This window comes from Bordetella genomosp. 2, assembly GCF_002261345.1.
Classification (GTDB): Bacteria; Pseudomonadota; Gammaproteobacteria; order Burkholderiales; family Burkholderiaceae_B; genus Bordetella_A.
In genome coordinates this window covers 101575-126114 of the sequence record NZ_NEVT01000008.1, presented here as the reverse complement: position 1 = coordinate 126114, position 24540 = coordinate 101575, and the positions used below count along the sequence as shown (strand labels likewise).

Annotated in this window: 20 protein-coding genes; 11 read left to right on the top strand and 9 right to left on the bottom strand. The window is 69.2% G+C overall.

The window, feature by feature from the left end; translation table 11 throughout:
• Nucleotides 1-3: 3 nt before the first annotated feature.
• The 6 genes from CAL24_RS19525 to CAL24_RS19500 form a co-directional block, all read right to left on the bottom strand.
• On the bottom strand, nucleotides 4-903 hold the full coding sequence (locus CAL24_RS19525; RefSeq protein WP_028352675.1) for an ABC transporter permease: 900 nt from the start codon (nucleotides 901-903) through the stop codon (nucleotides 4-6).
• Nucleotides 904-905: 2 nt separating this feature from the next.
• Nucleotides 906-1847: an ABC transporter permease gene (locus CAL24_RS19520; RefSeq protein WP_028352674.1), complete on the bottom strand. Its 942-nt coding sequence runs from the start codon at nucleotides 1845-1847 to the stop codon at nucleotides 906-908.
• A gap of 18 nt (nucleotides 1848-1865) precedes the next feature.
• The gene (locus CAL24_RS19515; RefSeq protein ID WP_094807654.1) at nucleotides 1866-3431 is read right to left on the bottom strand and encodes an ABC transporter substrate-binding protein; all 1566 of its coding nucleotides are present in this window, start codon (nucleotides 3429-3431) and stop codon (nucleotides 1866-1868) included.
• Nucleotides 3432-3507: 76 nt separating this feature from the next.
• A complete protein-coding gene (locus CAL24_RS19510) occupies nucleotides 3508-5019 on the bottom strand; it encodes a M81 family metallopeptidase (RefSeq protein ID WP_094807653.1) in 1512 nt (503 codons plus the stop codon).
• A 261-nt stretch (nucleotides 5020-5280) separates the two neighbouring features.
• Entirely contained in the window at nucleotides 5281-6768 is a 1488-nt protein-coding gene (locus tag CAL24_RS19505) for a CoA-acylating methylmalonate-semialdehyde dehydrogenase (protein WP_094807652.1), read from the bottom strand.
• Between the two features lie 4 nt (nucleotides 6769-6772).
• The gene (locus CAL24_RS19500) at nucleotides 6773-8098 is read right to left on the bottom strand and encodes an aspartate aminotransferase family protein (RefSeq protein ID WP_170947131.1); all 1326 of its coding nucleotides are present in this window, start codon (nucleotides 8096-8098) and stop codon (nucleotides 6773-6775) included.
• 190 nt (nucleotides 8099-8288) lie between these two features.
• Between CAL24_RS19500 and CAL24_RS19495 the strand changes: the two genes are divergently transcribed.
• Nucleotides 8289-9725 (top strand): PLP-dependent aminotransferase family protein, encoded by a 1437-nt coding sequence (locus CAL24_RS19495; protein WP_094807855.1) that lies wholly within the window; start codon nucleotides 8289-8291, stop codon nucleotides 9723-9725.
• Here the strand turns inward: CAL24_RS19495 and CAL24_RS19490 are convergent.
• From CAL24_RS19490 to CAL24_RS19480, 3 genes are read right to left on the bottom strand one after another with little or no spacing between them, the layout of a single operon-like run.
• On the bottom strand, nucleotides 9707-10195 hold the full coding sequence (locus CAL24_RS19490; RefSeq protein WP_094807651.1) for a dihydrofolate reductase: 489 nt from the start codon (nucleotides 10193-10195) through the stop codon (nucleotides 9707-9709). The two genes, CAL24_RS19495 and CAL24_RS19490, sit on opposite strands and share 19 nt — an antisense overlap.
• A gap of 10 nt (nucleotides 10196-10205) precedes the next feature.
• Nucleotides 10206-11177, bottom strand: a complete 972-nt coding sequence (locus tag CAL24_RS19485; RefSeq protein WP_094807650.1) for a thymidylate synthase — start codon at nucleotides 11175-11177, stop codon at nucleotides 10206-10208.
• A 36-nt stretch (nucleotides 11178-11213) separates the two neighbouring features.
• Nucleotides 11214-11654: an OsmC family protein gene (locus CAL24_RS19480; protein WP_028352666.1), complete on the bottom strand. Its 441-nt coding sequence runs from the start codon at nucleotides 11652-11654 to the stop codon at nucleotides 11214-11216.
• Between the two features lie 115 nt (nucleotides 11655-11769).
• On the opposite strand from CAL24_RS19480, the gene coq7 reads away from it, so the two are divergent.
• The 10 genes from coq7 (at nucleotide 11770) to CAL24_RS19430 (ending at nucleotide 24535) form a co-directional block, all read left to right on the top strand.
• Nucleotides 11770-12447 (top strand): 2-polyprenyl-3-methyl-6-methoxy-1,4-benzoquinone monooxygenase, encoded by a 678-nt coding sequence (gene coq7, locus CAL24_RS19475; RefSeq protein WP_094807649.1) that lies wholly within the window; start codon nucleotides 11770-11772, stop codon nucleotides 12445-12447.
• Nucleotides 12448-13169: 722 nt separating this feature from the next.
• Entirely contained in the window at nucleotides 13170-14264 is a 1095-nt protein-coding gene (locus tag CAL24_RS19470) for an MraY family glycosyltransferase (RefSeq protein WP_028352664.1), read from the top strand.
• A 93-nt stretch (nucleotides 14265-14357) separates the two neighbouring features.
• On the top strand, nucleotides 14358-15632 hold the full coding sequence (gene tviB, locus CAL24_RS19465) for a Vi polysaccharide biosynthesis UDP-N-acetylglucosamine C-6 dehydrogenase TviB (protein ID WP_094807648.1): 1275 nt from the start codon (nucleotides 14358-14360) through the stop codon (nucleotides 15630-15632).
• 9 nt (nucleotides 15633-15641) lie between these two features.
• Complete coding sequence (locus CAL24_RS19460) at nucleotides 15642-16667, top strand: SDR family oxidoreductase (protein WP_028352662.1); 1026 nt, start codon at nucleotides 15642-15644, stop codon at nucleotides 16665-16667.
• A 7-nt stretch (nucleotides 16668-16674) separates the two neighbouring features.
• Entirely contained in the window at nucleotides 16675-18036 is a 1362-nt protein-coding gene (gene murJ / locus CAL24_RS19455; RefSeq protein WP_094807647.1) for a murein biosynthesis integral membrane protein MurJ, read from the top strand.
• Nucleotides 18036-19169, top strand: a complete 1134-nt coding sequence (locus tag CAL24_RS19450; RefSeq protein WP_028352660.1) for a glycosyltransferase family 4 protein — start codon at nucleotides 18036-18038, stop codon at nucleotides 19167-19169. Before murJ ends, CAL24_RS19450 begins: the two co-directional genes overlap by 1 nt.
• 41 nt (nucleotides 19170-19210) lie before the next feature.
• A complete protein-coding gene (asnB, locus tag CAL24_RS19445) occupies nucleotides 19211-21139 on the top strand; it encodes an asparagine synthase (glutamine-hydrolyzing) (protein WP_094807646.1) in 1929 nt (642 codons plus the stop codon).
• Entirely contained in the window at nucleotides 21136-22251 is a 1116-nt protein-coding gene (locus tag CAL24_RS19440) for a glycosyltransferase family 4 protein (protein WP_028352658.1), read from the top strand. The genes asnB and CAL24_RS19440 overlap by 4 nt, the downstream gene beginning before the upstream one ends.
• Nucleotides 22248-23408, top strand: a complete 1161-nt coding sequence (locus CAL24_RS19435) for a glycosyltransferase (RefSeq protein WP_094807645.1) — start codon at nucleotides 22248-22250, stop codon at nucleotides 23406-23408. The genes CAL24_RS19440 and CAL24_RS19435 overlap by 4 nt, the downstream gene beginning before the upstream one ends.
• Nucleotides 23405-24535, top strand: coding sequence for a glycosyltransferase family 4 protein (locus CAL24_RS19430; RefSeq protein ID WP_094807644.1), 1131 nt, complete (start codon nucleotides 23405-23407; stop codon nucleotides 24533-24535). Before CAL24_RS19435 ends, CAL24_RS19430 begins: the two co-directional genes overlap by 4 nt.
• Nucleotides 24536-24540: the final 5 nt, after the last annotated feature.

Sequence of the window (24540 nt, the reverse complement as noted above, 5' to 3'; positions counted from 1 at the left end):
GGTTCAGATCCTGCGCACCATCTTGGGGTCGAGCGCGTCGCGCAGCGCATCGCCCAGGATATTCACGCTGAGCACGGTCAGCGACAGGAACAGGCCGGGGAACAGGATGAGGCCCGGCAGCATGCGGAAATACATGCGGCCCTCGGACATGATGTTGCCCCACGAGGCGATTTCGGGCGGGATGCCGGCGCCCAGGAAGCTGAGGATGGCTTCGGTGAGCATGGCGGAGGCGAACACGTACGTGCCCTGCACCGTCAGCGGCGCCACCGTGCTGGGGACCAGATGGCGCCACAGCAGCAAATGCAGCGGCGTGCCCAGCGCCAGGGCCGCCTCGACATAGGGCTCGCCGCGCACGCTGAGTATCTGGCCGCGCACCAGGCGCACCACGCGCGGGATCTCGGGAATGGTGATGGCCACCAGGACGGTGGTCAGGCTGGCGCCCGTGACCGACACCAGGGCAATGGCCAGCAGAATGCCGGGAATGGCCATGACCGCGTCCATGACGCGCATGATGAAGCCGTCGAGCGACCGGAACCACCCTGCCACCAGGCCGATCGCCAGGCCGGCGGCGACGCTGATCACGGCGGCGCCCAGGCCGGCGATCAGCGAGACGCGGGCCCCGTAGACGACGCGCGACCAGATGTCGCGGCCGAACGCGTCGGTGCCGAGCAGGTAGCCGCCGAATGGCGGCTTGAGCCGGTTGCCGGGGTCGATGGCGGTGGGGCTGACGGTGCCCAGCCACGGCGCCAGCAGCGCCGCCAGGACGACCAGCGACAGCACCACCAGCGCCAGCAGCACCGGCCAGGTCTTCAGGGTATGGCGCACCCGCCGCCAGGCGGAGGCGCGCGGATCGGCGCCGGGCAGGCCGGCGGCGCGGGGCAGGGCGTCGGATTGCGTGGCCATGGTCAATACCTGATGCGCGGGTCGAACAGCGTATAGGCGCAATCGACGACCAGATTGATGAAGACGTATACGAAGGCGAAGAACAGCGTCAGGCCCTGTATGACGGGGTAGTCGCGCGCCAGCACGGCTTCGACCACCAGCCGTCCCAGCCCGGGGATATTGAACACCGATTCGGTGACCACCACGCCGCTGATCAGCAGCGCGATGCCCACGCCCACCACGGTGGCGATCGGCACGGCGGCGTTGCGCAGCGCGTGCCCCAGCAGGACGCCGGTTTCGCCGAGCCCCTTGGCGCGCGCGGTGCGGATGAAGTCCTCGCCCATGACCTCGATGACGCTGGTGCGCGTGATGCGGGCGATCAGCGCCACATAGATGGTAGACAGCGCCAGGGCCGGCAGGATCAGGCGGTGCAGGAACGGCCAGAAGCCGCCCGACAGCGGCGCGTAGCCCTGCACCTTGAACCAGTCCAGCTCGATGGCGAAGGCCCAGATGAGCACGTAGGCGGTGACGAAGACCGGCACCGAGAAGCCCAGCACCGAGAAGCCCATCACCAGGCGGTCGAGCAGGCGGCCCTGGCGCCACGCGGCCAGGATGCCGAGCGGAATGGCGACGACCAGCGTGAGCAGCAGCGTCAGCGCCGCCAGGCTGAGCGAGGGTTCGAGACGCTGGCCGATCAGCTGGCGGACCGGCACCCCGGACATGAGCGAGGTGCCGATGTCGCCTTGCAGCAGCCGGCCGGCCCACAGGAAGAACTGCTTCACCAGCGGCTGGTCCAGGCCCATGACCTGGCGGATCTGGGCGATGCGCTCCGGCGTGGCGCCGTCGCCGGCCATGATGACGGCGGGGTCGCCAGGGCTGAGCCGGAGGATCGCGAAGACGACCACGGCCACCAGCACCAGCACGGGGATGGTGGCCAGCAGCCGCCGCAGGATGAATGCCAGCATCGGGACCTCTCGCCAGGATCAGGGCGCTTTCTTGACGTTCCAGAACGCCATGATGGGGGCGTGCACCAGGCCGCTGAGCTTGATCGAGTAGGCCGTCGGCACCGACATCTGGCCGAGCGGCACGTACAGGCCCTCGTCGATGCCGATGCGCTGCACTTCGTCGGCGATTTTCTTCTGCTCGGCCGGGTCGGAGGTCAGGGCCAGCTTGGTGCGCAGCGCTTCGATCTGCGGGAAGTCGGGCCAGCCGAACCAGGCCTTGTCGCCGTTGGCCGAGGCGGGCGCGGAGCGGACCGGGTCCATGATGTCGGTGGCGTACCAGTTGGTGTTGTGGATGTTCCAGCCGCCGGCGTCGGGAGCGGCCTTGGAGGCGCGGCGCGCCACCACGCTCTGCCAGTCCATGGCGGCCAGGTTGACGTTGAAGCCGGCCTTGCGCAGGGCCTGCGCCATGACGACCGGCTGCGGGCTGAGCGTGCCGACATCGGTGGCGTGCATGACCAGGATGGGCGTGTTGTCGTAGCCGGCTTCCTTCAGCAGCTCGCGGGCCTTCTCGATGTTGGACGGCACCACGATATCCTTGCCGATGTCGCTCTCGAAGGGCGTGCCGCAGCCCCACAGCGAGGCGCAGGTCTGGTAGTACTTGGGATTGCCCACCAGCGCCTTCATGACGTCTTCCTGGCCGATGGCGTACATGGCGGCCTGGCGGATCTTCTTGTTGTCGAAGGGCGGGTACTTGAAGTTGAAGCGGTACATCGTGAAGTAGCCGACCGGGCTGAGCGATTCGACCTTGAAGTCGGCGTTGCCGTCCAGCATGGGCAGCAGGTCGTACGGGAACTGCTCGACGTAGTCGATCTCGCCGCCCATCAGCGCGTTGGCGGTGGTGAGGGCGTCGGGCATGACGTTCCAGACGACCTTGTCGACGTTGACCACCTTGCCGCCGGCCAGGCCGCTGGCGGGCTCCTTGCGCGGCACGTAGTCGGTGTTCTTGACGTACACCGTGGTGACGCCGGGCTTGAATTCGGTGACTTTGAAGGGCCCCGAGCCGGTCATGTCGGTGATGGGCGTGCCGATGGGGATCTCGGCGATGCGCTTGGGCATCATGAAGGCGGCCGTGCCGGTCGGCTTGGACAGGGCGCGCAGCGCCAGGTCGGTGGGCTCGGTCATGACGATGCGGAAGGTCTGGTCGTCGACCACGTCGATGCTGGAGGTGAATTTCAGCAGTGTGCGGCCCATGCCGTCGCCCGCCGCCCAGCGCTTGATGGAGGCGACGCAGTCCTCGGCCTTGACCGGCTGGCCGTCATGCCACTTGAGGCCGGGGCGCAGGGTCATGGTGTAGGTCTTGCCGTCGGGCGAGACTTCCCATTTTTCGAGCATCTGCGGCTGCACCTTGTTGTCGGCGTCGGTGGCCAGCAGCGTGTCGTAGATCATGTAGCCATGCCACGTGGTGATGTATGCCGTGGTGGCATGCGGGTCGGTGAGCCGCAGCGGCGAATGCATGACGGCCCGGATGACGGATTCTGCGTGCGCGCCGCTCCCCGCAAGGAGTGTTGCGCCGGCCAGGACGGCCGTACGGACGAACTTCAGCATGGAGATCCCCTTAGAGTCGATTGTGGGCGGCGGGAGCCGTCACGATGGCCGCGTGCCGTCTGGCGTGGCGCGCCGGTCAGGCGCTTGCGGCGCTGGCCGAAAAGGCCGGTCCGCAAGGTGCCATTCTGATGCCGTGGCGCAGCCGTGTCCATGGCTGGCGGCTGGCGTCCATGAGCATTGAGCCCGGCGCCGCGCAGACCAGGATGGAGTGCGCGATGTCGGTGAAGTCGGCGCGGAAGTGCGCCGAGCTCTTGACCACCAGGATGGCCTGGCGGGTGGGCTCGATGCCGGCGAAACGGAACATTTCCTGGTCGGCCATCTGGACCTTGTTGGACGCCACCACGATGCGCACGCCATCCAGGCGCAGGCAGGCGCTGGGGCCGAGGTCCATGTGGAAGCCGCGGTAGAACGCCCCGTGGGTATCGAAGCGCCCGTCCGAGAGCGTCTCGACCAGGTATTCGGCTTCGAGGGGGGCGTCATCGGGAATACCCGAATGTCCGCCCAGCGCGATTTTCACGGTGTTGCCCGCACCAGCCTGGTGCGCGGCCAGCGCGGCACGCGGGTCGACGATCAGGCCGATGGCCGCGTTGGCGGCCCGGTGGCGCAGCAGCGCGCGCAGGATGCCGGTGGTGTCGGAGCTGCCGCCGGCGCCGGGGTTGTCCTGCACGTCGGCGATGATGACCGGCTTGGCGGCGTCGCGCGCCATGGCCATGGCGGCCTGCACGGCCTCGTCCGGGGTGTGGATCTTGCCGCCGAAGTCCGCTTCGGCATTGAGCACCGCGCGCGCCATTGCGTCGGCCGCGGCGTCGGCGTCGTCCTGGGTGTCGCCGTAGGCCCATACCGTGGGCGCGCATTCCGGGAAGTCGGCCGCCGGGAACCCGGTGGCGAACGACAGGCTGATGGTCGGGTCGCGCGATTCGAGGTCCTCGAGCAGCTTGTACAGGCTGCGCGACGGTTCGATATCGGTGGATTGCCAGCACAGCGAGATCAGGTAGGGAATGCTGCGCAGCGCCACGTAGGGGCGCGGCATGCCGTGCAGGCGTCGGTCCAGCAGCTGCGCCGCGCGCCGGCCGGTGTCGGCCATGTCGATGTGGGGGTAAGTGCGATAACAGACCAGGCTGTCGGCGTGCGCCACCATCGCGCGGGTGACGTTGGCGTGCAGGTCGAGGCTGGCCACGATGGGCACGGCGGGGCCGACCAGGGCGCGCACCCGGCGCAGCAGCTCGCCTTCGCCGTCGTCGAGGTGCTCGGCCACCATGGCGCCATGCAGGTCCAGGTAGACGGCATCGAGCGGCAGCGCCTGGCGCAGGCCGTCGAGGATCATGCCGGCGATGCGCTCGTAGGCATCGCGCGTGACGTGCCCCGACGGGCTGGCGGCGGCCCAGGTGGCGGGCAGGAGGGTGTGCCCGGGCATGGCTTCGATGAAGCCCGCCACCGGGATATTGGCGCCGGCCACCGCCTGGAACATGGGCGGCCCCGACACCAGCCTGGGCCAGCCGCCGCCCTTGTCGGCGAATTCTTCCCAGGTGGCGCGCGACGGCGCGAAAGTGTTGGTTTCGTGCTGGAACCCGCCTATTCCGATGCGCATCGGAGTGATCCTCCCAAGGGCCGTGCGTTCACTTGAAGAAACCCGGATAGGAAGATTCTGCTGAAGAAATGCGCGTTGGGCAATACGGCGATGCCCGTGGGTGAGGCGGCCGCGAAAAGCAGGGGGGGCCAAGCGGCCGGCGGACGAGGTGCCAGGCGCTGCGCGGAGCCTGGCATGCCAACGGGCCCCGCGCGGTTTACTTCGGAGCGGGTGCCGGGCCTCGCCACGCGGGGCCCGGCACCCAAGGCGTCGAACGCCGTTTTACTTGGCCACCGGCATGGTGAACTCGGCGCCCTTGGCGATGCTGTCGGGCCAGCGCTGCATGACGCTCTTGTAGCGCGTGTAGAAGCGCACGCCTTCTTCGCCGTAGGCATGGTGGTCGCCGAACAGCGAGCGCTTCCAGCCGCCGAATGAATGCCACGCCATGGGCACGGGGATGGGCACGTTGATGCCCGCCATGCCGACCTTGATCTGGCGCGCGAAGGCGCGCGCCACGCCGCCGTCGGACGTGAAGCAGGCCACGCCGTTGCCGAATTCGTGGGCATTGATGAGCTCGACCGCCGCGGCGAAGTCGGGCACGCGCACCACGCACAGCACCGGTCCGAAGATCTCCTCGCGGTAGATGTTCATCTGCGGCGTGACCTGGTCGAACAGCGTGCCGCCCAGGAAGAAACCCTGGCCGGCCACTTTCTGTTCGCGGCCGTCGACCACGACCCGGGCACCCGCCGCGATGCCGTCCTCGATGTAGCCGATCACCTTGGCGCGGTGCTGGGCTGTGACCAGCGGGCCCATCTCGGCGTCCGCTTCCATGCCGTTCTTGATGACCAGCGCCCGCACGCGCGGCTCCAGGCGTTCGATCAGCTGGTCGGCCACGTCGCCGACCGCGACCGCCACGGAGATCGCCATGCAGCGTTCGCCGGCCGATCCGTAGGCCGCGCCGATCAGGGCGTCGGTGGCCTGCTCCAGGTTGGCGTCGGGCATGACCACCATGTGGTTCTTGGCGCCGCCCAGGGCCTGCACGCGCTTGCCGCGGCGCGTGCCTTCGGCGTAGATGTATTCGGCGATGGGCGTGGAGCCGACGAACGACAGGGCCTCGACGTCGGGATGGGCGATCAGCGCGTCCACGGCCTGTTTGTCGCCGTGCACCACGTTGAAAACGCCATCGGGCAAGCCGGCTTCCTTGAGCAGCTCGGCCAGGCGCAGCGAAACCGACGGGTCCCGTTCGGAGGGCTTGAGCACGAAGGTGTTGCCGCAGGCCAGCGCGACCGGGAACATCCAGCACGGCACCATCATGGGGAAGTTGAACGGCGTGATGCCGGCCACGACGCCCAATGGCTGCCGCATGCTCCAGTTGTCGATGCCGCCGCCGATCTGGTCGGTGTACTGCCCTTTCAGCAGCTGGGGCGCGCCGCAGGCGAACTCCACGACCTCGATGCCGCGCGCGACTTCGCCCTTGGCGTCGGAGAACACCTTGCCGTGCTCGTGCGTGATGAGCTCGGCCAGCTCGTCCTGGTGGCGGTCGAGCAGGGCCTTGAAATTGAACAGGATGCGCGCGCGCTTGAGCGCGGGCGTTTCGGACCAGGCGGGAAAGGCCGCGCGCGCGGCGGCGACCGCGGCGTCGACCTCGTCCGGCGACGCCAGCGGGATCGAGGTGGCGACTTCGCCGGTGGCCGGATTGAAGCCCTCGGCGTAGCGGCCGCTGCGGCCCTCTTGCGGACGGCCGTCGATGTAATGGGTGAGAGTTTTCATGGAGTCAGGCAACTTCCTTCAGGATCTTTCCGATCGAGTCAAACATTTCGGCGATTTGCGCCTCTTCGATGATGAGCGGGGGCGAGACGGCCAGCGTGTCGCCGGTGTAGCGGACCATCAGGCCGCTGTCGAAGCATTTCTGGAAGGCTTCGGCGGCGCGGGCGCCGGGGGCGCCGTCGCGCGGCGCCAGCTCGATGCCGGCTACCAGGCCGATGTTGCGGACGTCGATCACGTTGGGCGCGCCCTTGAGCCCGTGCGCGGCGGCCTCGAACGCCGGCGCCAGCTTGCGCGCGCGGGCGAACAGGTCGTCGCGCCGGTACAGGTCGAGCGTGGCGAGGATCGCAGCGGCGGCCAGCGGGTGGGCCGAATACGTATAGCCATGGAAGAACTCGATGCCGCCCTGGGCGCCATTGACGATGGCGTCATGCACCTCGCGCTTGACCGCCACGGCGCCCGCCGGCACGGCCGCATTGCTGATGCCCTTGGCCATGGTGATGAGGTCGGGGGTCACGCCGAAGTAGTCGCTGGCCGTGGCGGTGCCGAGCCGGCCGTAGCCGGTGATGACTTCGTCGAAGATCAGCAGGATGCCGTATTTCGCGGTGATCTCGCGCAGCCGTTCGAGGTAGCCCTGCGGCGGGACCAGTACGCCGGTCGAGCCGGCCATGGGTTCGACGATGACGGCCGCGATGGTGGACGGGTCGTGCAGGGCGACGATGCGCTCGAGGTCGTCGGCCAGGTGGGCGCCCCAGGCCGGCTGGCCTTTCGAGAACGCATTGTGCTCCAGGCTGTGCGTGTGCGGCAGGTGATCCACCGCGGGCAGCAGGGCGCCGGAGAAGGTCTTGCGGTTGGGCGAGATGCCGCCCACCGAGATGCCGCCGAAGCCAACGCCGTGATAGCCGCGTTCGCGGCCGATCAGGCGGGTGCGTTGCGCTTCGCCGCGGGCCCGGTGGTAGGCCAGCGCGATCTTGAGCGCGGTGTCGACCGATTCCGAGCCGGAGTTGGTGAAGAACACCCGGTCCATGCCCTGCGGCATCAGGCCGGCCACGGCGGACGCCGCCTCGAAGGCGAGCGGATGGCCCAGCTGGAACCCCGGGGCGTAGTCGAGCGTGGCGGCCTGCCGCGCGATGGCCTGGGCGATTTCTTCGCGGCAGTGGCCGGCATTGACGCACCACAGGCCCGACGTGCCGTCGAGGATCTGACGGCCGTCCGTCGAGGTGTAATACATGCCTTTGGCGCCAGCCAGCATGCGCGGCTGGGATTTGAATTGCCGGTTGGCGGTGAACGGCATCCACAGATGGGACAGGTCGGGCAAGCCGGTGGGGGCGTTCATGGTGCGGTCTCCAGGAAGAGCCTGCTGGGCGGGCCGCGGCCTGTACGGCGGGGGGGCGGCGCATGAATGCAGGATTGGAGCCCATTCTGAGCGCGCCCGCCGCGGATGAAAATATACAATTGGCGTAAACGGCGCTAACTGTATAGTTGAGCGCGAGACAACCGTATTGGTATCCATCGCCACCCGCGCCATGCTTGATTTCCAGCCGATCCGTTCGCGCAGGCAAGCGCCCTCGCTGGTCGACCAGGTGGTCGACGCCTTCGTGCGCGCCATCGAGGCGCAAGCGCTGCGGCCGGGCATGGCGGTGCCGTCCGTGCGCGAATTCGCGCGCAGTCACGAGATCAGCACCTTCACCGTGGCCGGCGCCTACAGCCGCCTGGTGGCGCAAGGGTGGCTGGTTGCCCGGCCGGGCGCCGGGTACCGCGTGGCGGCCCGCGCCCGCCCGGCCGCCGGGCCGGCCATGGCGCCGTGGCAGCCGCCGCGCCTGAACGCGGGTTGGCTGCTGTCCGATATCTACGCCGATCATTCCATCCCCATCAAGTCGGGCTGCGGCTGGCTGCCCGGCGAATGGCTGAACGAAGAAGGGCTGCACCAGGCGCTGCGCCACCTGGGCCGCGTGCCGGCGTTGCGCATCGCCGGCTATGGGCATCCCTACGGGTATGCGCCCCTGCGCGAAAGCGTGGCGGCCGGCCTGGCGGCCCATGGACTGGACGTCGCGCCCGACCAGGTGGTGCTGACCCAGGGCGTGACCCACGGCCTGGACCTGGTGATCCGCACCCTGCTGCGCCCCGGCGACACGGTCGCGGTCGAGCAGCCCTGCTATGCCAACCTGTTGCCGCTGCTGCGCCTGGCCGGGATGCGCGCGGTCACGGTGCCGCGCACGCCGGACGGCCTGGATCGCGATGTGCTGGGGCGCGTGGCGGCCGAGCACCGGCCGCGCGCGCTGTTCGTCAACACCGTGCTGCAGAATCCGTCCGGCGCCGTGATGAGCATGGCCAACGCGTTCCGCGTGTTGCAGGCCGCCCAGCAGCACGATTTCTGGGTCATCGAAGACGACATCTCGCGCGAACTCATGCCCGGCATCGCGCCGCTGCTGGCGGCCCTGGACGGCGCGCAGCGCGTGGTGTACCTGGGCGGCTATTCGAAAGTGATCAGTCCGTCGGTGCGGGTGGGCTACGTGGTGGCGCACCGCGACCTGATGCGCGATATCGCGCGCACCAAGATGGCGGTGGGGCTGACCTCGCCGGAAATCATGGAGCGGGTCGTGCACCAGGTCATCCGCGAAGGGCGCTACCGCGCCCACATCGTGCGCACCCGCGAGCGCCTGGCCCAGGCCCATGGCATGGCCGGGCAACGCATGGACGAGCTGGGCATGCAGGTGTGGGCGCGGCCGCAGGCCGGCCTGTTCCTGTGGGCACGCCTGCCCGGCGCCGATGCGCAGGGCGCCAACGGCCTGGCCGAGCAGGCCTTGAAGGACGGCATCTGGCTGGCGCCGGGTTCGTACTTCGACCCGGGCGAGGCGGACATTCCGTGGATACGCTTCAATGTCGCCTATTCGCAGGCGCCCGAATTGTGGCGATTCCTGGCTGGCGCCGGCGGGCTGGCGCGTCAGGCGGCGCGTTCGTAGACGACGAAGTCGTAGGCGTAGCCGTTTTCCGGCGGCTGCGGCTGGCGGGACGCCTCGCGCCAGGCGAACGAAGGCAGCAGGGGAAAGAAGGCGTCGCCCTCGACCTGCGCGTGCACTTCGGTAGCGATGATGCGCTGGGCCAGCGGCAGCGCCTGCGCGTAGATCTGCGCGCCGCCGATCACGTAGGCGTCGTCGACTGCCCCGCAGGCGGCCACGGCGGCCTGCAGCGTGGGCACGACCTGGGCGCCGGGCGCGCTGTACTGCAGGTTGCGGCTGATCACGATGTTGGCGCGGCCCGGCAGCGGGCGGCCCAGCGATTCCCAGGTCTTGCGTCCCATGATGATCGGGCTGCCCAGCGTGGTGCGCTTGAAGTGCGCCAGGTCGCCGGGCAGTTTCCAGGGCAATGCGTTGTCGCGCCCGATGACGCGGTTGTCGGAATAGGCGACCACGAGGGCCAGGCGAGGCGGCATGGGGTCTTCCTTACACGGCCATGGGCGCGGTCAGCGCCGGGTGGTGCTGGTAGTCCTGCAGGGTGAAATCCGATGGCTCGACCTGTTCCAGCCATTCCGGCTGGTAGCGGCCGGTCGCGGCGTAGTCCGGGATGCGGTCCGACAGCACCAGGCGCGGTGCGGGATAAGGATCGCGGGTGAGCTGCTCGCGCAGCATCGGCAGGTGGTTCTCGTAGATGTGCGCGTCGCCGATGAAGTACGAGAACCAGCGCGGCGTGTAGCCGGTCAGGCGGCCGACCAGGTGCAGCAGCGCCGCGCCCTCGGTCAGGTTGAACGGTGTGCCCAGCCCCACGTCGTTGGAGCGGATGTACAGGCACAGCGAGATTTCGCGCGTCGTGGCATTGGGCAGGAACTGGTACAGCAGGTGGCAGGGCGGCAGGGCCATTTCCTCGATCTGCGCCCAGTTCCAGCCATGGAAGAGGATGCGGCGGTCCTGCGGCGTGTGGTGGATGGCGTCCAGGCATTGCCGCAGCTGGTCCACCGCCTTGTAGAGCAGCACGTGCGGCACGCCGTCCTCGTCGAGCTCGGCCACCTGGGCGTAGCCGCGGCCCAGGGCGTCCTGGACCTGGGCCGTGTTGGCGCTCGGCACCACCTTGTAGGCGGGCCAGCGGCGCCACTGCACGCCGTACACCGGGCCGAGGTCGTCCGGCCCTTCGCGGTACGGGTTGGCCAGCCAGGCGGCGTTCTCGTTGGCGTTCTGATCCCATACCTTGCAGCCCAGCGCGCGGAACTCGGCCGCGCTGCGCGCGCCGCGCAAGAAGCCCACCAGCTCGCCGACGGCGGACTTGAAGGCCAGTTTCTTGGTCGTGACCGCCGGGAAGCCCTGCTGCAGGTCGAAGCGCAGGGACGCGCCGGGCAGCGACAGCGTGCGTATGCCGGTGCGGTTCTCCTGCCACGAGCCGTGGTCGAGAATGGATTGGATCAGCGAGAGGTATTGTTTCATGTCAGTTCGGGCGGGCCGGCCGGCGGCGCGGCGGCATCAGGCGGCCGGCGTGGCCTGCGTGTCGACGATATCGACCGAGAAGCTCAGCTGCGCGGTTTTTTCGAGCATGGCCGAGGCCGAGCAGTATTTCTCGTGCGACAGCTGCACGGCGCGTTCGACCGCGGCGCGCGGCAGGTTCTGGCCGGTGACGGTGAAAGCGAAATGGATGCGCGTGAAGACCTTGGGATCGGTGTCGGCGCGCTCGGCCGAGAGCTTCACGCTGCAGCCGCTGACCGCGTGGCGGCCGCGCTTGAGGATGAGCACGACATCGTAGGCGGTGCAGCCGCCCGTGCCGGCCAGCAGCAGCTCCATGGGACGCGGCGCCAGGTTGTGGCCGCCGCCGTCCACCGCGCCGTCCATCGTGGCGACGTGGCCGCTGCCGGTGGTGGCCACGAAGAGCATGCCGTCGGGCCCGCCCCAGTTGATCGTGCAGTCCATGAGAGGGTTCCTTGTACGTAAAGCGCGAACAAAAACCGATGATACCCGTTGCGTACAATTCCCGAATGAGTGCCCCGCCTGCCGACAGGGTGGGGGCCGTTACAGGAGTCCCGTCATGTCCGTCGCTTCCTCACCTGCCGGCCCGGCGCCGTTTGCGCGCCGGCGCGGCCCGCTCGATCCGCTGTTCGCCGAAGTGGACCGCGCGTTGCGCGTGTTGTCGGGCGCGGCCGCCTCGTCGCGGCCTTATCCGGCGCAGGCCGCCGACCCAGCCCCGCCCTTGACCGACCAGCAGAAGCGCCATGCCGCCGGGCTGATGCGCGTCAACCATGTGGGCGAAGTGTGCGCGCAGGCCCTGTATCGCGGCCAGGCGGCGGCCTGCCGCGAAGCGCCGGCGCGCGACCTGCTGCGCCGCGCCGCGGCCGAGGAGGTCGACCACCTGGCCTGGTGCGCACAGCGCCTGGAGGAACTGGGCAGCCGCCCGAGTTTGCTCAACCCATTGTGGTATGCCGGTTCGTTCGCGCTGGGCGTGCTGGCCAGCCGCGCCGGTACGCCGCGCAATCTGGGCTTCATGGCGGAAACCGAACGCCAGGTCGAGGCGCACCTGGACGGCCATCTGCGCAGCCTGCCCGAGACAGACGAGCGCTCGCGCCAGATCGTGCGCCAGATGAAAGAGGACGAAGCCCAGCACCGCACCAGCGCCGAAGAGGCGGGCGGCGTGCCGCTGCCGGCGCCGGTGCGCGGCGCGATGCGGGCCATGTCGCGGGTGATGACCTCGACGGCTTACTGGATCTGAGCCGTCGCGCCAGGATGGTGCAGAAGATGGTGCATTGCACCATATTGGCCCGCGCAGCGCCCGCGGTGTCCCGGTTCTGGCGTGCTAAGTGGTTGAAAAATATAGGGTAAGCCCGCAAGGGTTTACCCTTTCGGAGAAAACCCTCTGCCGCGCCCAGGCCAGTATTCGCGCCGCTTTCGTGGGGGTGATGCTGCAAAACCGCAACACCCGTCGGCCGCCTGGCTTCGCCGCAAAAAAAATCTTGCATCGCACAAATGGATGGGCTATGATTCGTTCATGGATGTTGAAACGCAGTCGGCGCGGTGCCTAACCCCGGTTGCGTAGCGGTAGAACCCGGTAGCGATATCGCAGTGTTCACCCCAACATGCCCCGGTTGTCTCCTCCACCCTCCTCCTTTGGTGGATTTAGCCCGAGATCGCAAGATCTCGGGCTTTTTTTTGGGTCGAGCAGATGCGTCCCTAAAATTTTCACGGCTGCGCGGGCAAGGCCGTTGCCGGATGTCTATTCCTCCGTATTTACCCTTAATTCGGGCCCGTGCAACGGGACGGAAAGAATTACAATGGTTTTCGGCTGTCCCTCTAGCGTGGGGGGCGCTACAGGGGGCGTTACGTTCTGTGGGGCGGGCTTGCACTTGTTTAGGTCTCACATATATGACCGTTACACGCGCTCTCGATAATGTTGTGCTCTGTTTCTTCAAAAATCGACCCGACTAAGGTGTTTCCGTGACCTGGCTGTACATCTGCGTGGTGGCGTTCATGGTGGGGGGGCTCATCGTGGCGTCGGAGCGCTGGCATGGCGCCTTCACCGGCGACAGCGACCTGAGCAAGCCCCAGGCGTCGCATTCGCGCGCCACGCCGCGCGTGGGCGGGCTGGCCGTGCTGGCCGGGTCGCTGGCCGGGCTGCTGGTGCTGGGGCCCAGCAACATGACGCTCACCTGGCTGTGGCCCGCGCTGTTCGTCGCGGTGCTGCCGGTGTTCGTGGCCGGCCTGCTGGAAGACATCACCAAGGACATCGGCGCCAGCAAGCGCCTGCTGGCGGCATTCCTGTCGGCCGCCATTGCATGGTGGCTGCTGGGCGGGGTCAGCCGCGTGGGCATCGCCCCGGTCGACTGGGTGCTGGCGTTCTGGCCGGTTTCGCTGGTGTTCACCATGTTCGCGGTGGGCGGCTGTACGCACGCGCTGAACATCGTCGACGGCATGAACGGGCTGGCCGGCATGGTGGCCACCCTGATGGCGGTGTCGATCGCGCTGGTCGGGCTGCAGGTCGGCGACATGCCCATTTCCATGATCGCCGCGGCGCTGGCTTCCGCGACGCTCGGCTTCCTGGTCTGGAATTTTCCGTTCGGCCGCGTGTTCCTGGGCGACGGCGGCGCGTACTTCCTGGGTTTCATGCTGGCCGAGCTGGCGGTGCTGCTGGTGGTGCGCAATCCCTCGGTCTCGCCGTTCTACGCGCTGGCGGTGCTGTTCTACCCCGTGTTCGAAACCGGCTTTTCCATCTGGCGGCGCCGCTTCAAGCGCGGCGTGCCGGTCGACCAGCCCGACGCCTTGCACCTGCACCAGCTGGTGTTCCGCCGGCTGGTGCGCGTGACCTTCAGCAAGAACCGCCGCCATGCGGTGCCGGCGCTGTGCAACGCGCTGGCCTCGCCCTACATGTGGGTACTGGCGCTGATCGGCCTGGTGCCGGCCACGATCTGGTGGGACAACGCCTGGATCCTCGGCTTGAGCCTGCTGGTGTTCGCGGCGGCCTACATCTGGTTGTACGTGCGGCTGGTGTCGTGGCGCCGGCCCGGCTGGCTGCTGCTGCCGCGTGCGCATTGACGTATGCCGGCTGCGCCGGCCGGCGGGCCGTTGTTACAATTTACCGTTCCTATTTGAAATGCCGTGGACTCGACACGGCAAGGGAGAGCTATCTTGCGTATCGATGAGGTAAAACTTGCCGTGGTCGGCCTGGGCTATGTCGGACTGCCCCTGGCCGTTGAGTTCGGCAAGAAGCGGCCGGTGATCGGCTTCGACATCAACGCCAAGCGCATCGAGGCCCTCAAGGCGGGCCATGACCATACGCTCGAAGTCGACGACGCCGAACTGGCCGAGGCCAGGCACCTGACCTACACCGCCGAGCGCGCCGACCTGGCCGCGGCCAACGTGTACATCGTCACGGTGCCCACGCCCATCGACGCCTACAAGCAGCCCGATCTGACGCCGCTGATCAAGGCCAGCGAGACGATCGGGGCGGTGCTCAAGCGCGGCGACATCGTCATCTACGAATCCACGGTCTACCCGGGCGCTACCGAAGAAGACTGCGTGCCGGTGCTCGAGCGCGTCTCCGGCCTGAAGTTCAACCAGGACTTTTATGCCGGCTACAGCCCCGAGCGCATCAACCCGGGCGACAAGGCGCACCGCGTCAACACCATCAAGAAGGTCACTTCCGGCTCGACGCCCGAAGTGGCCGACCTGGTCGACACGCTGTACAACGAGATCATCACGGCCGGCACCCACAAGGCTTCCAGCATCCGCGTGGCCGAGGCCGCCAAGGTCATCGAGAACACGCAGCGCGACGTCAACATCGCGCTGATCAACGAGCTGGCCCTGATCTTCAACAAGATGGGCATCGATACCGAAGCGGTGCTGCAGGCCGCCGGCACCAAGTGGAACTTCCTGCCGTTCCGCCCCGGCCTGGTGGGCGGCCACTGCATCGGCGTCGACCCGTACTACCTGACGCACAAGGCGCAGGCCATCGGCTACCACCCCGAGATCATCCTGGCCGGCCGCCGCCTGAACGACTCGATGGGCAGCTACGTGGTGTCGCAGCTGGTCAAGTGCATGACCAAGCAGCGCATCCATGTGCAGGGCGCGCGCGTGCTGGTCATGGGCCTGACCTTCAAGGAAAACTGCCCCGACCTGCGCAATACCCGGGTGGTGGACATCGTGAACGAACTGGGCGAGTACAACGTCGATGTGGACGTCTACGACCCGTGGGTCGACCCCCAGGAGGCGGTGCACGAATACGGCATTACGCCGGTGGCCGAGCCGGAGGCGGGCAAGTACGACGCGATCATCCTGGCGGTGTCGCATCGCCAGTTCATCGAGATGGGCGCGGCGGAAATCCGCAAGCTGGGCAAGGCCAAGCACGTGCTGTACGACCTGAAATACGTGCTGGCCCCCGACGAATCCGATCTGCGCCTGTAAGGAAGACGAATGAGCAATCGCTACGAAAGCCTCAAAGAGGAATTGCGCCGCGCGCCCCGCAAATGGCTGGTGACCGGCTGCGCCGGGTTCATCGGCTCGAACCTGCTGGAAACCCTGCTGAAGCTGGACCAGACCGTGGTGGGGCTGGACAACTTCGCCACCGGCCACCGCCACAACCTGGACGAGGTGCGCGATTCGGTCGAACCGGCCCAGTGGGCGCGCTTCACTTTCCTGGAAGGGGATATCCGCGACCTGCCGGCGTGCCGCCAGGCCGTCGAGGGCGTGGACCACGTGCTGCACCAGGCCGCGCTCGGCTCGGTGCCGCGCTCGCTGAACGACCCGATCACCACCAACGACGTCAACATCGGCGGCTTCCTGAACATGCTGGTGGCGGCGCGCGATGCCAACACCAAGACCTTCGTCTACGCGGCCTCCAGCTCCACCTATGGCGACCATCCCGGCCTGCCCAAGGTCGAGGACACCATCGGCAAGCCGCTGTCGCCGTATGCCGTGACCAAGTACGTCAACGAGCTGTATGCCGACGTGTTCGCGCGCTCGTATGGTTTCGCCAGCGTGGGGCTGCGGTATTTCAACGTGTTCGGCAAGCGCCAGGATCCGGAAGGCGCCTACGCGGCCGTGATCCCCAAGTGGACGGCCGCCATGATCCGCGGCGACGACGTGGTGATCAACGGCGACGGCGAGACCAGCCGCGATTTCTGCTTCGTGGACAATGCCGTGCAGGCCAACCTGCTGGCGGCGCTGGCGCCCGAGGAAGGCGTCAACCAGGTCTACAACGTGGCCTACAGCGGCCGCACCACGCTGAACGATCTGTTCCGCTACCTGGCCCAGGCGCTGGCCGGCCAGGGCGTGCGCTACGACAAGCAGCCGGTCTACGCCGACTTCCGCGCCGGCGACGTGCGCCATTCCCAGGCCGACATCGGCAAGGCGGGCAAGCTGCTGGGCTACCAGCCGGCCTACGACATCCTCAAGGGTCTCGAGACGGCCATGCCCTGGTACAAGCAATTCTTGCGCTGAACGTTTTTTGAAAACGCTACTACGCAAGTTCAACGCCATCCACCCCGACCACCTGCGCATCTTCAGGGGCGCTTTCCGGGTGGCGGTCTTCCTGGTGCTGGGCAAGGCGGCGGGCGCCGTCAAGGAAATGGCGGTCGCGTACCGCTATGGCATCAGCGATGCCGTGGACGCCTACCAGTTCACCATGACCATGGCCACCTGGCTGCCGGTCACCATCGTGGGCGTGCTGGGGGTCGTGCTGATCCCGGTGCTGGTGCGCCTGCGGCGCACCGGCGGCGCCGAGCGCGACCTGTTCGTGCGCGAGCTGCAGGGCATGGTGTTGGCGGGCGGCCTGGCGCTGGCGGCCCTGACCGCGCTGGCCTGGCCATGGGTGCTGCAATGGCTGGGCAGCGGCTTGTCCCCGGAAGTGGCGGCCATGAGCCGGCAACTGCTGTACGCCTTCGTGCCGGTCACCGTGCTGGTGCTGATGGCGGGCATCAGCGGGGCGCGGCTGCGGTCCCACGAGCGCCACGTCAACACCTTGCTCGACAGCATGCCGGCGGTGGCCACGCTGGCGTGGGTGATGCTGGCGGCAGTGTCGGCCGACGACGTCGGGCCGCTGCTGTGGGGCACGCTGGTGGGCTACCTGATCCAGGCCGTGTGGCTGGCGTGGCTGGCCGCGCGCGCCGATGGCGGGCTGTGGGGCGCGCCGCGGCTGTCGCTGCGCTCGCCGCACTGGCCCGAGCTGATGAGCGCCGCCGGCATCATGCTGGTGGGGCAGGTCGCCATGAGCTTCGTGGGGCCGCTGGACCAATACACCGCCGCCAACCTGGGCGACAACGCCAACGCCACGCTGGGCTATGCCAGCCGCCTGCTGTCGCTGCTGCTGGGCATCGGCGCCGTGTCGGTGGGGCGCGCGGCGCTGCCGGTGCTGGCCGACATACAAAGCCGCGGCGACGCGGCGCGGGCCCGCGCCATGGCGCTGAAGTGGTCGGTGCTGATGGTCGGCGCCGGCACCGCGGCGGTGGCGCTGGCGTGGGTCCTTGCCCCCTGGGGCGTGGCGCTGCTGTTCGAGCGGGGCGCCTTCACCGCCGAGAATACCGCCGCGGTGGCCGGGGTGCTGCGCTGGGGGCTCTTGCAGCTGCCGTTTTATTTCGGGGTGCTGATCCTGGTGCAATTGCTGGCCAGCCAGAATCGCTATCGCATCATGGCCTTGATCGCCGTGGGCAATTTCCTGCTGAAGATCATTCTGAACGCCATGCTGGCGCCGCGCATGGGCACGGCCGGCATCATGCTGGCCACCAGCCTGATGTACGCCCTGTCGTTCGCCTGCTATGCGCTGGTCGCCGTGCGGCCCCACGAGCCGCCGGCGCCACGGGAGGCGAGCTGATGGCCGGCGCCACCGCACCACGCGTGCTGATCTTCATTCATTCGCTGCATGGCGGCGGCGCCGAGCGCGTGGCCGCCGACCTGAGCGCGCACTGGGCCGCGGCGGGTTGGCAGGTCATGCTGGCGACGCAGGCCGATGCGCGCGACGACGCCTATACGCTGCACCCGGCGGTACGGCGCGAGATACTGCATACGGCGGGCGAGGGCGGCGGCCTGCGCGGCGCGCTCGCCAACGTGCGGCGCGTGCGCGCGCTGCGCCGCCTGTTGCGCCAGTTCCAGCCCGACATCGTGCTGGGCATGATGACCACCGCCTCGGTGCTGGCCGTGCTGGCCGCGCGCGGCCTGCCGTGCCGGGTCATCGCCACCGAGCACACGCATCCGCCGTCGCAGGCCTTGTCGGGCCTCTGGCAGCGCCTGCGGCGCCTGACCTACCCGCGCGCCGCGCGCGTGGTGGCGCTGACGCGCGGCACGGCCGACTGGCTTGCGCGGCATGTGCCGGGGTCGCGGCTGGCGGTGATTCCCAACCCCGTCCACTGGCCGTTGCCGCGCACCGAGCCGGTGCTGGCGCCGCCGGCCCGCGACGGGCGCCGGCGCCTGCTGGCGGTGGGCCGGCTGCATCCGGACAAGGGCTTCGACCTGCTGGTGCAAGCCTATGCGCGCATTGCCGGCGAGCATCCCGACTGGGACCTGGTCATCCTTGGCGAAGGCGCCGAACGGGCGCGGCTGCAGGCGCAGATCGCCGCCGCCGGCCTGGAGGGCCGCGTCGCGCTGCCGGGGCGGGTAGGCAATGTGGGCGACTGGTACGCCAGCGCCGACCTCTACGTGTTGAGCTCGCGTTTCGAAGGATTGTCCAATACATTGCTGGAATCGCTGGCAAGCGGCCTGGCGGCCGTCTGCTTCGATTGCGACACCGGGCCGCGCGAAGTGGTGCGCGACGGCGTCGACGGCGTGCTGGTGCGGCCCAACGGCGACGTGGCCGCGCTCGCCGCGGCGCTGTCGGCGCTGATGGGCGACGAGGCTGCGCGCCAGGCCATGGCAGGGCGCGCCATCGAGGCGCGCGAACGCTTTTCGGCCGGGCGTGTGCTGGGCCTGTGGCAGCAACTTTTCGACGACGTGCGCGGACCGGGCCGTTAGCCCGGCCGCCCGTTGTCCTGACCATCGCGGAAATCACCATCATGTGTGGAATCGCTGGAATCTGGGGACCCTTGCAAGGCAAGGCCGACGTGCTGGCCGATAGCTGCCGGCGCATCCGCCATCGCGGCCCCGACAGCCATGGCTTGTGGGAGGATCCCGGCGCCGACCTGGCATTCGCCCATGTGCGGCTGGCCATCCTGGACCTGACCGAGGCGGGGCACCAGCCCATGGTCTCGGCCAGTGGCCGCTATGTGCTGGTGCTCAATGGCGAGATCTACAACCACCTGGAATTGCGCACCCGCCTGGAAAAGGCGGGCCTGGCGCCGGACTGGCGCGGCCATTCGGACACCGAGACCATCCTGGCCTGCTTCGCCGGGCTGGGCGTGGAGGCCACCTTGCAGGCCGCGGTGGGGATGTACGCCATCGCCCTGTGGGACCGCGAGCGGCGCACGCTCACCCTGGCGCGCGACCGGATGGGCGAGAAGCCCCTGTACTACGGTTATACGGGCGCGAATTTCGTGTTCGCGTCGGAGCTCAAGGGGCTGATGCCGATTCCGGGGTTCGGGCGCGAGCTGAACCGCGCCGCCCTGGCGTCGCTGATGCGCCATAACTACATCCCGGCGCCGCAATCGATCTACCAGGGAATTCACAAGCTGCCGCCGGGCACCTGGCTCGAACTCGCCGAGGCCGAGCTGCGCGGCGCGCGCATGCCGGCCCCGCGCACGTACTGGTCGGCGCTGGCCATGGCCGACCAGGGCCTGGCGGCGCCGCTGTCGTTCGGGTCCGACGCGCAGGCCGCCGATGCGCTCGAGGCCGTGCTGTCCCAGGCGGTGGGCGGCCAGATGATTTCCGACGTGAGCCTGGGCGCGTTCCTGTCGGGCGGCATCGATTCCTCGACCATCGTGGCGCTGATGCAGAAGCAGAGCGCCCAGCCGGTGCGCACCTTCGCCATCGGCTTCCACGAAAAGGGCTACAACGAGGCCGAGCACGCCAAGGCGGTGGCGCGGCACTTGGGCACCGAGCACACCGAGCTGTACGTGACCGCCGACGACGCGCTGGCAGTGGTGCCCACGCTGGCCGACATGTACGACGAGCCGTTCGCCGATTCGTCGCAGATCCCCACCTCGCTGGTCACGCGCATGGCGCGCCAGCACGTGACGGTGGCCCTGTCGGGCGACGGCGGCGACGAACTGTTCGGCGGCTATTCGCGCTATTTCCGCGTGCACAACTGGTGGCGCCAGTGCGAGCGGGTCCCGGGGCCGCTGCGCCACGCCATGGGCGCGCTGATGGGCGCGTCTACCGCGCTGCCGGGGTGCGGCGCGTGGCGCGGCAAGGTGGGCAAGCTGGGCGAGCTGCTGCGCGCCGACACGCGGGGCGACTTCTATCGCCAGTTCGTGTCGTACTGGGCCGATCCGGGCCGGGTGGTAAAGGGAGGCGTCGAGCCGCCGTCGCTGTTCGAGCAACCGATGGACGGCAGCGCGTTCGACGTGATGATGAAACTGGACACCGTCACCTACCTGCCCGACGACATCCTGGTCAAGGTAGACCGCGCGGCCATGGCGGTCAGCCTGGAGACGCGCGTGCCGCTGCTCGATCATCGCGTCTACGAGTTCGCCTGGCGCCTGCCGTTCGAATACAAGGTGCGCGGCAACACTGGCAAGTGGCTGCTGCGCCAGGTGCTCTACCGCCACGTGCCGCAGGCGCTGGTCGACCGCCCCAAGCGGGGCTTCGCGGTGCCGCTGGCCAGCTGGCTGCGCGGCCCGCTGCGCGACTGGGCCGAGGCCCTGCTGGATCCGGCCCGCCTGCGCCAGGAGGGCTGGTTCGAGCCGGAGCCGATCCTGCGCAAGTGGCGCGAGCATGTTTCCGGGCATCGCAATTGGGACAGCCGCCTGTGGGGCGTGCTGATGATGCAGGCCTGGCTGGACCGCTATCACGCCGGCATGGCCGGCGAACAGGATTCCGATACATGAAAATAATGCTGCTGGTCAGTTCCATGCACGCGGGCGGCGCCGAACGGGTGGCCGCGACGTTGGTCAATGCCTGGACCGATCGCGGCGATGCCGTGACCCTGGTGCCCACCTATTCCGCCAAGGGCACTTGTTTTTATCCGTTGTCCGACGCGGTGGACCTGGTCTGGCTGGCCGATCGCGTCGGCACGCGCGACGGCGGGGCGCTGGCCGCCTGGCGCCGGTTGCGCGCCCTGCGCGCGCTGATCCGCGAGAAGGCGCCGGACGTGGTCATTTCGTTCCTGACCAACGTCAACGTGGCCGCCATCCTGGCCACGCGCGGGCTCGACGTGCCGCTGATCGTCTGCGAACGCACCAATCCGGTGGTGGAGCAGTCCACCGGGCGCCTGTGGCGGGCCCTGCGGCGCCTGTTCTACCCGCGCGCCGACATGGTTACCGTGCAGGCCGAAGATACGGTCGAGCCGTTCGCCTGCCAGGTGCCCGGCATCAAGCAGCTGAAGGTCATTCCCAATCCCTTGCCGCCGGAATTGCTGGATGCGCCGCGGGTCGACCCGACCGCCGCCGTGGCGCGCAAGCGCCTGCTGGCCATGGGGCGGCTGACGACGGCCAAGCGCTTCGACCTGCTGATCGACGTATATGCCACGCTGGCGGCGGATTTCCCCGACTGGGATCTGTGCATCTGGGGCGAGGGCCCCGACCGCGATGACCTGCAGGCCCGCGTCGCCCGCGCCGGCCTGGACGGCCGCGTGCAGCTGCCGGGCCGCACCACCGAGCCCTGGGAAGAGCTGGCCCGGGGGCAGGCCTTCGTGCTGAGCTCCGAAGTGGAAGGTTTTCCCAATGTGCTGCTGGAGGCCATGGCGCTGGGCCTGCCCTGCGTGGCCTTCGACTGCCCGAGCGGCCCGCGCGAGATGACGCGCGATGGCCAGGACGCCCTGCTGGTGCCGGCCGGCGACCGTGCGCAACTGGCCGCGGCCCTGCGGCGCGTGATGAGCGACCCGGCGGCGCGGCGCGAACTGGGGGCGCGGGCGGCCGAGTCGGTGCGCCGCCGCTACGCGCTGCCCGCCGTGCTGGCCGAATGGGACGCGCTGTTCGACGCGGTGCGGAGCAAACGATGAGCGGCCCGGCCATCCTGCGGGTCATCCACGTCATTACCGGCCTGGGGCAGGGCGGCGCCGAATCGGTGCTGTTCCGGCTGGCCACCTACCCCGACCAGCGGGTGCGCCACAGTGTCGTGTCGCTGACCGACGAGGGCGTGTACGGCGCGCGCCTGCGCACCGCCGGCGTGCCCGTGCATGCGCTCGGCATGCCGCGCGGCCGCCTGACCCTGGACGGCTTCCTGGCGTTGCGCCGGCTGCTGGCCAGCGAGCAGCCCGATGCCGTGCAGACCTGGATGTACCACGCCGACCTGATCGGCGGCTTGGCGGCGCGGCTGGCCGGCATACGCGCCGTGGCCTGGGGCATACGCAATTCCGGCGCGCACCTGCGGCGCAGCAGCCGCTCGGCGCGCCTGGTGCTGAAGCTGTGCGCGCTGCTGTCGGGCCGCGTGCCGGCCACCATTATCTGCGCGGCGCGCGATGCCGCCGTGCGGCACGAACAGTATGGCTACCGCGCCGACCGGCTGGAAGTAATCGCCAACGGCTACGACCTGTCGCGCTACCAGCCCGACGAGTCGGCGCGCGAACGGATGCGCCAGGTATGGCAGGTGGCGCCGCAGACGCCCCTGATCGGCTGCGTGGCCCGCTGGGACCCGCTCAAGGATCATGCCAATCTGCTGGCCGCGGTGGCCGCGCTGGTGCGCGACGGGCGCGACCGCGGCCTGCAATGCGTGCTGGTGGGGCGCGGCATGTCGCCCGGCAATGCCGAGCTGGCTGCCCTGATCGACCGCCACGACCTGCGCGGCCGGATCCTGCTGGCCGGTTCCAGCGATGACGTCCCGGCCGTGATGAATGCGCTCGACCTGCACGTGCTGTCCAGCTGCGCGGAAGGCTTCCCCAACGTGGTGGCCGAGGCCATGGCCTGCGGCACGCCTTGCGTGGTGACCGACGTGGGCGACGCCGCCCACATCGTCGGCGCCACCGCGCCCGTGGTGCCGCCCGAGCAGCCCGAGGCGCTGGCGGGCGGCGTGGCCGCCGCGCTGGACGACATCGCCGCGCGCGGCCGCGCCGCCGTCGGCGCGGCCGGCCGCGCACGGGTGCTGGCCGAATTCGACCTGGCGCACATGGTGGCCGCCTACGAGGCCGCCTGGCGCCGCATAGCAGGAGCCCGCTCATGAGCGCAGCCCCGCGCCTGCTGTTCGTGGTGAACAACCCCGCCTTCTTCCTGTCGCACCGGCTGCCGCTGGCGCTGGCGGCGCGGCGCGCCGGCTACGAGGTGCACGTGGCCACCATGCCGGGCGACAGTGTCGCGCAGATCGAGGCGCACGGCCTGACGCACCATGCGGTGCCGATGACCCGCAGCGGCCAGCAGCCGCTGCAGGAACTGGCCACGGTCTGGGCGCTGTGGCGCCTGTTCCGCCGCCTGCGGCCGGACCTGGTCCACCTGGTGACCATCAAGCCGGTGCTGTACGGCGGCATTGCCGCCCGTCTGGCCGGCGTGCCGGCCATGGTGTCGGCGATCTCGGGGCTGGGCTTCGTGTTCGTGGCGCGCGGCGCCAAGGCGGCGTTGGTGCGCGCCATCGTGACGGTGCTGTACCGGCTGGCGCTGGGACACCGCAACAGCCGCGTGGTGTTCCAGAATACCAACGACCGCGACCTGCTGCGCGGCGTGGGCGCGGTGCGCGAGGAGCAGGTGGTGATGATCCGCGGCTCGGGCGTAGACCTGTCGGCATACGCGGCGACGCCCGAACCGCCGCCGCCGGTGGCGGCCCTGATGGTGGCCCGCCTGCTGCGCGACAAGGGTGTGCTGGAGTTCGTCGAGGCGGCGCGCCTGCTGCGCAGCCGCGGGGTGCCGGTGCGCATGGTGCTGGCGGGCGGAGTCGATCCCGGCAATCCGGCCTCGGTCACGCAGGCCGATGTCGATGCCTGGCAGCGCGAGGGCTGCATCGAAGCACTGGGCGAGCGCAGCGACGTGGCCGAGCTGTATGCGGGCTCGCACATCGCGGTGCTGCCGTCGTATCGCGAAGGCCTGCCGCGCTCGCTGATCGAAGCGGCGGCCTGCGGGCGCGCGGTCGTGACGACCGACGTGCCGGGCTGCCGCGACGCGATCGAGCCGGACCAGACCGGCTTGCTGGTGCCGCCGCGCGACGCCATGGCGCTGGCCGCCGCGATCGGACGGCTGGCGACCGACGATGGACTGCGGCAGCGGCTGGGGGCGGCCGGCCGCGAGCTGGCCGAGCGCGAGTTCGATATCGAGGACGTCTGCCGCAAGCACCTGGACATCTACCGGGCGCTCGGGCAGTAGCGCCG

Bases quoted from the DNA above. Each gene is read 5' to 3' on its own strand.
- CAL24_RS19495 (WP_094807855.1), top strand. From the start codon at position 8,289: ATGCTTGATTTCCAGCCGATCCGTTCGCGCAGGCAAGCGCCCTCGCTG.
- CAL24_RS19430 (WP_094807644.1), top strand. From the start codon at position 23,405: ATGAGCGCAGCCCCGCGCCTGCTGTTCGTGGTGAACAACCCCGCCTTC.
- asnB (WP_094807646.1), top strand. From the start codon at position 19,211: ATGTGTGGAATCGCTGGAATCTGGGGACCCTTGCAAGGCAAGGCCGAC.
- CAL24_RS19435 (WP_094807645.1), top strand. From the start codon at position 22,248: ATGAGCGGCCCGGCCATCCTGCGGGTCATCCACGTCATTACCGGCCTG.
- CAL24_RS19505 (WP_094807652.1), bottom strand. From the start codon at position 6,768: ATGAAAACTCTCACCCATTACATCGACGGCCGTCCGCAAGAGGGCCGC.
- CAL24_RS19460 (WP_028352662.1), top strand. From the start codon at position 15,642: ATGAGCAATCGCTACGAAAGCCTCAAAGAGGAATTGCGCCGCGCGCCC.
- CAL24_RS19450 (WP_028352660.1), top strand. From the start codon at position 18,036: ATGGCCGGCGCCACCGCACCACGCGTGCTGATCTTCATTCATTCGCTG.
- CAL24_RS19480 (WP_028352666.1), bottom strand. From the start codon at position 11,654: ATGGACTGCACGATCAACTGGGGCGGGCCCGACGGCATGCTCTTCGTG.
- CAL24_RS19510 (WP_094807653.1), bottom strand. From the start codon at position 5,019: ATGCGCATCGGAATAGGCGGGTTCCAGCACGAAACCAACACTTTCGCG.
- CAL24_RS19525 (WP_028352675.1), bottom strand. From the start codon at position 903: ATGGCCACGCAATCCGACGCCCTGCCCCGCGCCGCCGGCCTGCCCGGC.
- CAL24_RS19500 (WP_170947131.1), bottom strand. From the start codon at position 8,098: ATGAACGCCCCCACCGGCTTGCCCGACCTGTCCCATCTGTGGATGCCG.
- CAL24_RS19520 (WP_028352674.1), bottom strand. From the start codon at position 1,847: ATGCTGGCATTCATCCTGCGGCGGCTGCTGGCCACCATCCCCGTGCTG.
- CAL24_RS19490 (WP_094807651.1), bottom strand. From the start codon at position 10,195: ATGCCGCCTCGCCTGGCCCTCGTGGTCGCCTATTCCGACAACCGCGTC.
- CAL24_RS19485 (WP_094807650.1), bottom strand. From the start codon at position 11,177: ATGAAACAATACCTCTCGCTGATCCAATCCATTCTCGACCACGGCTCG.
- CAL24_RS19440 (WP_028352658.1), top strand. From the start codon at position 21,136: ATGAAAATAATGCTGCTGGTCAGTTCCATGCACGCGGGCGGCGCCGAA.
- CAL24_RS19515 (WP_094807654.1), bottom strand. From the start codon at position 3,431: ATGCTGAAGTTCGTCCGTACGGCCGTCCTGGCCGGCGCAACACTCCTT.
- coq7 (WP_094807649.1), top strand. From the start codon at position 11,770: ATGTCCGTCGCTTCCTCACCTGCCGGCCCGGCGCCGTTTGCGCGCCGG.